The 9,580-nt window shown below is 70.2% G+C and carries 10 protein-coding genes; 3 read left to right on the top strand and 7 right to left on the bottom strand.

Annotated features, from left to right (window positions below; genetic code table 11):
- Positions 1–411: 411 nt before the first annotated feature.
- The gene (gene tyrS, locus TR48_RS20970; protein WP_042369585.1) at positions 412–1,674 is read right to left on the bottom strand and encodes a tyrosine--tRNA ligase; all 1,263 of its coding nucleotides are present in this window, start codon (positions 1,672–1,674) and stop codon (positions 412–414) included.
- Between the two features lie 120 nt (positions 1,675–1,794).
- Entirely contained in the window at positions 1,795–2,478 is a 684-nt protein-coding gene (locus tag TR48_RS20965; RefSeq protein WP_052442845.1) for a hypothetical protein, read from the bottom strand.
- A gap of 228 nt (positions 2,479–2,706) precedes the next feature.
- Between TR48_RS20965 and TR48_RS20960 the strand changes: the two genes are divergently transcribed.
- The gene (locus TR48_RS20960; protein WP_236652243.1) at positions 2,707–3,546 is read left to right on the top strand and encodes an SHOCT domain-containing protein; all 840 of its coding nucleotides are present in this window, start codon (positions 2,707–2,709) and stop codon (positions 3,544–3,546) included.
- Between the two features lie 30 nt (positions 3,547–3,576).
- On the opposite strand, the gene TR48_RS20955 is transcribed toward TR48_RS20960, so the two are convergent.
- On the bottom strand, positions 3,577–4,239 hold the full coding sequence (locus TR48_RS20955) for a DNA-3-methyladenine glycosylase (RefSeq protein WP_042369582.1): 663 nt from the start codon (positions 4,237–4,239) through the stop codon (positions 3,577–3,579).
- Between the two features lie 56 nt (positions 4,240–4,295).
- Between TR48_RS20955 and TR48_RS20950 the strand changes: the two genes are divergently transcribed.
- Together TR48_RS20950 and TR48_RS20945 are read left to right on the top strand one after the other, a co-directional pair.
- On the top strand, positions 4,296–4,826 hold the full coding sequence (locus tag TR48_RS20950) for a YbhB/YbcL family Raf kinase inhibitor-like protein (RefSeq protein ID WP_042369580.1): 531 nt from the start codon (positions 4,296–4,298) through the stop codon (positions 4,824–4,826).
- Positions 4,827–4,946: 120 nt separating this feature from the next.
- Positions 4,947–5,516: an HNH endonuclease gene (locus TR48_RS20945; protein ID WP_084729603.1), complete on the top strand. Its 570-nt coding sequence runs from the start codon at positions 4,947–4,949 to the stop codon at positions 5,514–5,516.
- 34 nt (positions 5,517–5,550) lie between these two features.
- Here the strand turns inward: TR48_RS20945 and TR48_RS46500 are convergent, their stop codons facing one another.
- From TR48_RS46500 to TR48_RS20925, 4 genes are all read right to left on the bottom strand, one after another.
- Positions 5,551–7,629: an outer membrane protein assembly factor BamB family protein gene (locus tag TR48_RS46500; RefSeq protein WP_042369578.1), complete on the bottom strand. Its 2,079-nt coding sequence runs from the start codon at positions 7,627–7,629 to the stop codon at positions 5,551–5,553.
- 44 nt (positions 7,630–7,673) lie between these two features.
- On the bottom strand, positions 7,674–7,973 hold the full coding sequence (locus tag TR48_RS20935; protein WP_042369576.1) for a 4a-hydroxytetrahydrobiopterin dehydratase: 300 nt from the start codon (positions 7,971–7,973) through the stop codon (positions 7,674–7,676).
- Positions 7,974–8,008: 35 nt separating this feature from the next.
- Positions 8,009–8,986 carry an SPFH domain-containing protein gene (locus tag TR48_RS20930; RefSeq protein ID WP_042369573.1) on the bottom strand — a complete coding sequence of 326 codons (978 nt, stop codon included), beginning with the start codon at positions 8,984–8,986 and terminating at the stop codon, positions 8,009–8,011.
- A 106-nt stretch (positions 8,987–9,092) separates the two neighbouring features.
- The gene (locus TR48_RS20925; protein WP_042369572.1) at positions 9,093–9,524 is read right to left on the bottom strand and encodes an NfeD family protein; all 432 of its coding nucleotides are present in this window, start codon (positions 9,522–9,524) and stop codon (positions 9,093–9,095) included.
- Positions 9,525–9,580 lie beyond the last annotated feature (56 nt).

The following is a 9,580-nucleotide window of genomic DNA, read 5'->3' as shown; positions in this document are numbered from 1 at the left end:
CTTCACCAGGCCCTCCGGGCGCTTCCTTCGTTTTCTAGCTTAGCAGATCCGCCGGGCGGCTTTTCCGCTTCCCCGCCAGAAAGTGGGGAGTCACTCGTTCGCGACCTCCGCTACGTTAGCGCATTTCCCGGAAACCGAGAAATCCACCGCCGCTCGTCAATTCGCACGCCAAATAGAACCCGCTTGGCTTCGGCAGACACCGATGCCTACGAGATCGATCAAGTGAGTGAATCAACTACGGGTGGTCACGTGTGGACTGGTGCGGCGGAGCGACGCTCCGTACGACGCATCTGTCCGATTCAGGCGACTCGACCAACATTAGCCCCTGCCAGGGGCCTCGTCAAACGCGAATGGGGGAGATGCGGGTCACATCTCCCCCATTCGGGCGAATCTGCAGGTCAGAACCGCTGGTCAGCGCATCAGCTCGACCGCGGCGAGGTTGCGCTTGCCGCGGCGCAGGACCAACCAGCGGCCGTGCAGGAGGTCGGCCGGCGTGGCGACTGCGGCCTCGTCCTCGACCTTCGTGTTGTTGACGTAGGCGCCGCCCTCGCTGATCGTGCGGCGGGCGGCCGAGCGGCTGGCCGAAAGACCGGTTGCCACGAACAGGTCGACGAACTCGCCGAGTTCACTCACTTGGGCGTTCGGAAGCTCGGCGACGGCGGCCGCGAGAGTGGGCGCGTCGAGCTCGCCGAGGTCGCCCTGGCCGAAAAGGGCCTTCGACGCGGCGACCGCGCGGTCGAGCTGGTCCTGGCCGTGGACCAGGACGGTCAGCTCCTCGGCGAGCGCACGCTGAGCGGCGCGCTTGAAGGGCGCCTCCTCCGTCATGCGCTCCAGCTCCTCGATCTCCTCGTGGGACTTGAAGCTGAAGATACGCAGGAACTTGGAGATGTCGCGGTCGTCGGCGTTCAGCCAGAACTGGTAGAACGCGTACGGGGTGGTCAGCTCGGGGTCGAGCCAGACCGTGCCGGACTCGGTCTTGCCGAACTTGGTGCCGTCCGCCTTGGTGATCAGCGGGGTGGCGAGCGCGTGGGCGGCGACGCCCTCGGCCTTGCGGATCAGGTCGGTGCCGGCGGTGAGGTTGCCCCACTGGTCGCTGCCGCCGGTCTGCAGCATGCAGCCATGGCGGCGGTAGAGCTCCAGGAAGTCCATACCCTGCAGGACCTGGTAGCTGAACTCGGTGTAGCTGATGCCGGCCTCGGAGTTGAGGCGTCGGGCGACGGCCTCCTTGGCGATCATGTTGTTGACGCGGAAGTACTTGCCGACGTCACGCAGCAGGTTGATCGCCGACATGCCCGAGGTCCAGTCGAGGTTGTTCACCATCTCGGCGGCGTTCGGGCCGTCGAAGTCGAGGTAGCGCTCGATCTGGCCACGCAAGCGGCCGACCCAGTCGGCGACCGTCGCGGGGTCGTTCAGCACGCGCTCGGCGGTCGGCTTCGGGTCGCCGATCAGGCCGGTGGCGCCGCCGACGAGGCCCAGCGGCTTGTTGCCGGCGAGCTGGATGCGCTTCATGGTGAGGATCTGCACCAGGTTGCCGAGGTGCAGGCTGACCGCGGTCGGGTCGAAGCCGCAATAGAAGGTGACCGGACCGTCCGCGAAAGCCTTGCGCAGTGCGTCCTCGTCGGTGGACAGGGCCAGCAGGCCGCGCCACTTCAGTTCGTCGACGATGTCGGTCACGGTCTCGTCTCTTCCTTGGGTCGTTCCGTCGGTCGCCCGAGGGCCTGGTCGGCTACAGCCTCCCCGACCGGGCCCCTTCTTGGCCAATCCGGTCCAGATGCAGAACTGCAAGCCGCGGAACTACAGGCCGCTGGGCCAGGCGTAGCCACTCGGTACGTGGACGGAGGCGTCCTGGGCGGCGGTGCCGTAGACGATCGCGATCTCGTCGTGGGCGTGGAAGACGAGCCGGGACGGGTCGCTGCCGGTCTGCTTGCCGTTGACGTAGACCTTGAGGGTGTGGGTCGCGTCGGCCTTGTCGTTGCCGACCTGGCCGGTGTTGAGCGGGACGCCCCATTCGGTCATGAACTGGCCGAGGTCGTAGTCCTTCACCACCGGCGACTCGATGTGCACGACGCCGGTGGTGTCGTGCGTGTGCAGCGGGCTGATCGTCTGCGCGCCCTCGTTGATGCCGACCAGGGCCGGGACGGTCACCTTCTGGCCGTTCGCCCAGACGTCCAGGTGAATGTGGATGTGCTCGGCGGTTCCCTCGGCGTCGAGCATGGTCAGTCCGGCCGCCTTGACGGCGGCGTCTGTGTCCGCGGGCGCGGCCCAGCTCACCGAGGAGCCGGGGTTGGCGCTGGTGCTCTTGTGGTCGCTGCCGCTCACCGCGGCGACGATGCCGGCCACGGCTCCGGCGACGACGACGAGCGCGCCGGCGCCGAGCAGGAGCTTGGTGCGGCGCTCGCGGGCGCGCTCGGCGGCCTGCATCTCGGCTATGCGGGCGCGGCGGTCGTCGGCCGCCTGCTTCTTGGACTGTCGGGCCATGGGGGCTGGCTCCCGTTTCGTCGAGGTCTGCTGTTGCCGACGATAAGGGAACGAACAGTTCAAATGCGAACCAATGTGATGGACGACTCCATCCGCACCGAACCTGTCACAATGCAGGACTTTCGCTGGTCGCGGGCCTGGTGCTTCGGTACACCGGTCTCGCCCGCACGAGCGGGCCCGAGCGGTCCCCCGGCGCGAGAAAGGCGTCCTCACGTGACTCTAGGCAAGTTGAACTTGTTGGTCTGGATCTGGTTCGGACTGATGAGCGCGGCATTCATGCCCCTGTGCCTGCTGGCGAGCCAGGTGCCAGGTCCGAACGCCGTGCACATCGTGCTCTATGTGTTCATCATCGGCGTGCTGTGGTGGGGCTCCTTCGGGTACGGGATGTACCTGTCGATGGCCGGTATGGGCGGCGGCGACAAGCGGCTGCTGAAGCGCGGCATCCGCGGGACGGCCCGGATCCTCGCCGTGAAGGGGACCAACACCTACATCAACGGGCAGCCGGACCTCGGCTACGCGGGCCGCCGGGTGTACCGCTACACGGTCCACGTGGAACTGCCGGGCCGGGAGCCGTACGAGACGTACGTCAGCGTGGCCAGCCACCAGTTCCAGGAGGGCCAGACGGTCCAGGTGGCGGCCTCACGGCACAACCACAAGCGGGTGGCGATCGACGCGGCCGCCAGTGCCCAGCAGCGCTTGGGCGCTGGGTGGCAGGCGGGCGCGCAGTACACGGATCCGCAGCGCAAGGCGGAACACCGCCTGGCCCAGCAACGCCTGGCCCAGCAACGCAAGGCCCAGCAGCGCAAGGCGCAGCAGCACCAGGCTCCCCAGCGCACGCTTCCGAACCCCTACGTCCCGCAGGACGCGGTCCCCCAGGACGCCGTGCCGCATGATGCGGTGCCGCGTCAGGCCGAACACGGGGGATCCGGGCACGGAAACGCCCGGCACGGTGACGAGGGCGAGCGCCTGCGGCAACTGTCCGAGCTGGGGCGACTGCACAAGGAGGGCGTGCTGAGCGACGAGGAGTTCGCCTCCGAGAAGGCGCGGATCCTCGGCTTCAGTTCCTGACGCTCCTGCTGAGGTTTCCCCTGACGTGCCTCAGCCCTTGCCGCCACTGGTCCTGGCCCGGCGCGGGACGTGGCGGCGGTAGGGGCTGACCGTCGGCTCGCCGTCGAGCCAGAACCGGTACGGGGTGTCCGCGCCCTGGGCGACGCCGGTGCGCGGGCCCTGGCGGATCAGCTCGGGGGCGGCGGCCGGGGCGCCCGGCAGCAGTTGGAAGACGGGCCCCGGCACGGGTTCGCCGTTCTGCTCGCGACCGACGCCGAGGGCCTGGGTGAGCCGGGCCGGGCCCTGGGCGAGCTCGGTGTCGCTACGGGCGGAGGGACGCCGGTACCGGGCCAGTTCGAGGCCCTCGACGACCTCGCCGGCGCGCAGCAGCACAGCCCCGGCGGTGTCGCCGGGGCCGGTGACCAGGTTCATGCAGTAGTGCATGCCGTAGGTGAAGTAGACGTAGACGAAGCCGGGCGGCCCGAACATCACGGCGTTGCGGGCGGTGCGCCCACGGTAGGCGTGGGAGGCCGGGTCCTCCAGGCCGGTGTACGCCTCGACCTCGGTGATCCGTACCGCGACGCGACCGTCGGGTCGCTCGCTCACCAGGATCCTGCCGAGCAGGTCGGGCGCGACCGTAGGCGAGGGGCGGTCGAGGAAGCGAGGGTCGGCGGGGCCGAGCGGATCCTGTGTGGCGGGGTGCGGCTGGGTCACACGGCGAGATTAGGCTGATCGCCAGAGTTCTGCAGCGTCCCAAGGAGAGTGACGACATGTCGGAGCCCAAGCGGCGCCCGCTCCCGCACGACTTCCACCCGCCGGTGGCCGAGTTCACGGTCACCAGCGACGACTTCACCAACGGCGGCGTGCTGCCCGACGCGCACGTGTTCGCGTCCGGGAACACCTCGCCGCAGCTGAGCTGGTCCGGTTTCCCCGACGGGACCAAGAGCTTCGCGGTGAGCTGCTACGACCCGGACGCGCCGACCGGCAGCGGGTTCTGGCACTGGTCGGTCTTCGACATCCCGGTCGATGTCACCGAGCTGCCCGCCGGTGCCGGCACCGGCGCGTTCAAGGGCCTGCCCGCGGGCGCGATCCACGTGCGCAACGACTACGGCACCCGCGACTTCGGCGGCGCGGCCCCGCCGCCCGGCGACGGCCCGCACCGCTACGTCTTCACCGTCTACGCCGTGGACCAGGAGAAGCTGGGCCCGGACGCGGACGCCACGCCCGCCGTGGTCGGCTTCAACCTCCGCTTCCACGCCCTCGGACGAGCGCAGCTGATCGCGACCTACGAGCACCCGTAACGGCTGAGCAGGCTTAACCCCGAGGCCACCGAAATTACGTTGTCCCGGCATCCGGCCGCCCCGCACAGTGGACGCACCGTCCAGCAGGGGCGGGCCGGGAGCCGGAGGCAGGTGGCTGGAATGCGTAAGACGCTGGTGCTCAACGCGACCTACGAGCCGCTGGCGGCGGTGACGCTGCAGCGCGCTGTGGTGCTCGTCCTCCAGGACAAGGCCGTGGTCGAGCGGTCGCATCCCGAGCGCAGGGTGCGCGGCAGCTCGGTGGAGATACCGTTGCCGCGCGTGGTCAGACTGAAGCGGTACGTGCGGGTGCCGTTCCGACAACGGGCGACCTGGTCGCGGCGCGGGGTGCTGGCGCGGGACGGCTTCCGTTGCGCGTACTGCGGCAAGCGTGCGACGACCGTCGACCACGTGGTGCCGCGTTCGCACGGTGGCCAGGACACGTGGCTCAACACGGTCGCGGCCTGTGCGGCGGACAACCACCGCAAGGCGAACCGGACGCCCGAACAGGCCGGGATGCGGCTGCTGCGCCGCCCGTTCGAGCCGACACCGGACGCCGCGCTGGTGGCCGCGCTGGGGCTGGACAGCGCGGATCTGAACGCCGGCTACCCGAACTCCGTGGGCCTCGAGACCCGGAACGCCGACCCGGGCTCCTACGACCCGCGCTCCTACGACCTGGCCGCGGCGGGCTGAGCCGTGTGCCGGCTCAGCCGAGCCGAGTGCCGGTTCAGTGGGCCGCGGTCCAGGCGGTCGCCGAGGTGTTGTAGCTGCCGGTGAACTCCGGCAGCGCCACCACCAGGCTGCCGCGCAGCAGGACGCGTCCGGAGCCGAGCAGCGAGCCGGTGCCCTGCGGGAAGGTGCCGCCGACGGTCTCGGTGCCGGAGGTGAGGTCGAAGTTGCTGAGCCGGGCCGGCTGGCCGACGCGCTCGTCGGTGGCGACCACCGCGGCGGAGCCGTCGATGCCGACCGGCACGGCGACGCCCTTCTCGTGGGCGGTGGTCCGCCACAGCTCCTTGCCGTTGAGGAGGCTGTAGGCGGCGAGGGTGGTGGGCCCGGCGGCCGCGCTCGCGGACTGCGGCGGCGGGTTGACGGCGGCGACCATGGTCGTGCCGGAGAAGAACAGCGCCGGGTCGGGGTCGAAGCTGCCGTGTGTGGAGTCGAGGGCGCCGCCGGTCTGGGCGACCGGGATGGTCGCCTGGCTGTCGCCCTTGTCCGAGAAGGACAGGATGGTGTCCTGGGTCGGATCGGTCATGTGGACGCTGACGACGGCCGGCTCGGCTGAGAGCACCGTGTAGGAGGAGGCGGTCTGCGGCAGCCCGCGCCACCAGCGCAGCTTGCCGGTGCCCGGGTCGAGCGAGATGACCTGCTGCTTGGGGCTGGTGTCGGCACAGGTGCTCTGGAGCAGCAGCGAGGTGCCGCCGCCGTTGCCGGACAGGGAGCAGTACTTGCCGGGACCGGCGTAGTTCCACTGCTGCTTGCCCGCTGCCAGGTCGAAGCCGACGACGGCGCTGTCGGAGACGGCGACGACGCGGGTGTCGCTCACCATGACCGAGGCGCCGAAGGCGTTTCCTCCGCCGGAGGGCAGCTGCGCCTTCCACTTGGTGTGGCCTGAGCCGGTGTCCACGGCGGAGAGCAGGTTGCAGGCCTGGCTGGTGCCGGGCTGGGACTGGAAGAGCACGGCGCCGACTCCCGACGAGTCGACGCTCGGGGACATGGCGCAGGGCACGGCGCCGGAGCTGGGCGGGGTGACGCTCCACAGCTTGTGGCCGTCGGTGGCGGAGTAGGCGGAGACGCCCTCGCCGTCGCCGCGCACGACGGCGGCGGCGGTGACCCAGGCGCCGAGCAGCCCGTCGTTGCCCGCGCCGCTGCTGCCGCCGGCCGCGCTGGTGCCCGTGGTAGTGGCGCCCGGGGCCGCCGGGGCCGCCCACGCCTTGCTGTGGTTGACGCCGATGTCGGCCTGGCTCTGCGCGGCGGCGGCGTTGCCCGAAGGTGCGCTGCCGGAGCCGCCGCTCGCGACGAAGTAACCCCCGCCCGCCAGGATCAGCAGCGCGCCGCCGCCGACGGCGAGACGGGTGAGGTAGCTCTTGCGGTTGACGCCGGGACCGCGCCCGAGCGCCGCGTCGACGACCCGGTCCTTCAGGCCGCCCGCAGGCGCTTCCCCGCCGCGCCCGACGGCGGTCGACCCGGCCGGGAGGGTCTCCTCGGCCGGCATCGACTCCTGCTCGGGAGCGGACGCCTGCGCGGGCACGACCGGCTCGGCGGCGGGCGCATGCGCCGGGGTCGCCCAGGAGGGCGCGGCCGTCTCGGCGGCCGAGGGGTCGGCGTAGTAGGCCTGCTGGTACTGCTGCGCGTACTGCGGGTCGGCGTACTGCGGGTCGGCGTACTGCGCGTCCGCGTACTGGGGGTTCGCGTACTGCGGGTCGTAGTACGGCTGCTGGGCCGTCTGTCCGCTCTGGTCGTAGCCGTACGTCTGCTGTTCGAAGCCGTACTGGGGCTCGTAGCCGGGCTGCTGCTCGTAGCCGGGCTGCTGCTCGTAGCCAGTCTGCTGCTGGTACGGCTGCGCGTACGCCTGCTGGCCGTAGCCGGACGAGGGGTCGTAGGAGTGCTGGTACTGCTGCTGGTAGGCGGCGGGGTCGTAGGCGGCCTGGTAGGCGGAGGGGTCATGGCCCTGGCCGGAGTAGTCGCCGTGGGAGGTGTAGTCGTACGACTGCTCACCGTGCTGGCCGTAGGACTCGTACGGCTGCTGCTGCGGCTGCTGCCAGTACTGCTGCTCCTGACCGTTACCGGTCTCGTCTGCTCGTTCCATGGCTGTCGAACCACTCCCGCCTGCCCGATGCGCGAGTCAGCATCTCATGCCTCCGCCGTCGCGGCGGCATCGATGAGGGCGGCGAGTTTGAGGTCGAGCGCGGTGAGTCCGCCCGCCGAGTGGGTCGACAGGGTGAAGTGGAGCGTGCGCCACCGGATGTCGATGTCCGGGTGGTGGTCCATCGCCTCCGCCTGTTCCGCGACGGCGTCGACGATGCGGATCGCCGCCGGGAAGTCCTTGGCCTGTACGGTGCGCCGGATCGAGCCGCCCTCGCGCTGCCACTCGGGCAGGGCGAGGAGGCCGGCCGTGATCTGCTCGTCGCTGAGGAGGTCGCGAGTGCCCATGGCAGCACGCTACCCCGCGAGGCGACGCGGACCCGTCATTCCGGGTCGAGTTCGGGGCGCTCGGTGCGGCGGTCCACGCCGGGGCTGCCATTGGCGGCCCTGACGCCGGCGTCGGCCGGGGACGGCGAGCCAGGGATCTTCGGGGCCAGGCCCTGGAACGCGCCGCCGACGCCCTTGATCGCGTCGCTGACCTCGCTCGGGATGATCCAGAGCTTGTTGGCGTCGCCCTGGGCCATCTGCGGCAGGGTCTCCAGGTACTTGTAGGCGAGCACCTTCTGGTCGGCGTCACCGGAGTGGATGGCCTCGAAGACGGTGCGGATCGCGGCCGCCTCACCGTCGGCGCGCAGCACCGCGGCCTGGGCCTCACCCTCGGCCTTCAGCACGTCGGCCTGCTTCTGGCCCTCGGCCTTGAGGATCGCGGACTGCCGCTCACCCTCGGCCTGGAGGATCGCCGCGCGCTTGTCACGGTCGGCGCGCATCTGCTTCTCCATCGAGTCCTGGATGGAGGTCGGCGGCTCGATCGCCTTCAGCTCGACGCGGTTGACGCGGATGCCCCACTTGCCGGTGGCCTCGTCCAGCACGCCGCGCAGGCCGGCGTTGATGGTCTCGCGGGAGGTGAGGGTCGACTCCAGGTCCATGGAGCCGATGATGTTGCGCAGCGTGGTGATGGTCAGCTGCTCGATCGCCTGGAGGTAGCTCTGCACCTCGTAGGTGGCCGCGCGCGGGTCGGTGACCTGGAAGTAGATGACGGTGTCGATGTTGACCACCAGGTTGTCCTGGGTGATCACCGGCTGCGGTGGGAAAGGCTGCACCTGCTCGCGCAGGTCGAGCCGGTTGCGAATGGTGTCGATGAACGGCACCACGATGTTGAGGCCCGCGTTGAGCGTGCGGGTGTAGCGGCCGAAGCGCTCCACGATCGCCGCCTGCGCCTGCGGGATCACCTGGATCGTCCGCAGCAGCATGACGAAGACGAACACCGCCACCAGGACGAGGACGATGATGACGGTTTCCACAGGGACTCCCTCGACAGACCCGCACGTTTTTGATGCTGTGTTGACTTGCTACCCCGGGCCCGAGCCGACAACTCGGGGCGCCCGGGAGAACGCCTGACGGAACGACTCAGAGAACCACGGCCGTCGCGCCGTCGATCTCGGCGACGCTGACCTTCTCACCCGGTTCGAAGACCTGCCCGGCGCCCAGCGCGCGGGCCGACCAGATCTCCCCCTTGAGCTTGATCCGGCCGTCGTGCTCGTCGACGCGTTCCAGGACCACGGCCTCCACCCCCTTGAGCGCTTCGATCCCGTGCCGGACCGACGCGGCCTCACGGCGTTGGCGTCTGGTGATCGGACGGACGAGCGCGAGGAGCGCGAGCGTCGTGGCGAGGAACACGACGAACTGCAGCACGATCCCGCCGCCCAGCCCGGCCGTCAGCGCCGCGGCGCCTGCTCCGATACCGAACATGACGAACTCCAGCAGCGCCGTGTGCACCACAGGGGCGCACAGCAGCACCGCGACCAGTAGCCACCATGCCCAACTCTCCACGGGTGCCATGGTAGTTGCGCAGGTGGCTCCTCGTCAGGGAACAGCCGCAAAGATCATTACAAGCA

The organism is Streptacidiphilus neutrinimicus (genome assembly GCF_000787815.1).
Taxonomy (GTDB): domain Bacteria; phylum Actinomycetota; class Actinomycetes; order Streptomycetales; family Streptomycetaceae; genus Streptacidiphilus; species Streptacidiphilus neutrinimicus.
The sequence above is the reverse complement of the archived record's forward strand: the minus strand, read 5'-3'. Positions and strand labels throughout refer to the sequence as shown.

What these genes read in the sequence shown, in the direction of transcription:
- TR48_RS20935 (WP_042369576.1), bottom strand. Translation starts at nt 7,973, where the DNA reads ATGGGCACTCGCGACCTCCTCAGCGACGAGCAGATCACGGCCGGCCTC.
- TR48_RS20965 (WP_052442845.1), bottom strand. Translation starts at nt 2,478, where the DNA reads ATGGCCCGACAGTCCAAGAAGCAGGCGGCCGACGACCGCCGCGCCCGC.
- TR48_RS20925 (WP_042369572.1), bottom strand. Translation starts at nt 9,524, where the DNA reads ATGGCACCCGTGGAGAGTTGGGCATGGTGGCTACTGGTCGCGGTGCTG.
- TR48_RS20950 (WP_042369580.1), top strand. Translation starts at nt 4,296, where the DNA reads ATGTCGGAGCCCAAGCGGCGCCCGCTCCCGCACGACTTCCACCCGCCG.
- TR48_RS46500 (WP_042369578.1), bottom strand. Translation starts at nt 7,629, where the DNA reads ATGGAACGAGCAGACGAGACCGGTAACGGTCAGGAGCAGCAGTACTGG.
- TR48_RS20945 (WP_084729603.1), top strand. Translation starts at nt 4,947, where the DNA reads ATGCGTAAGACGCTGGTGCTCAACGCGACCTACGAGCCGCTGGCGGCG.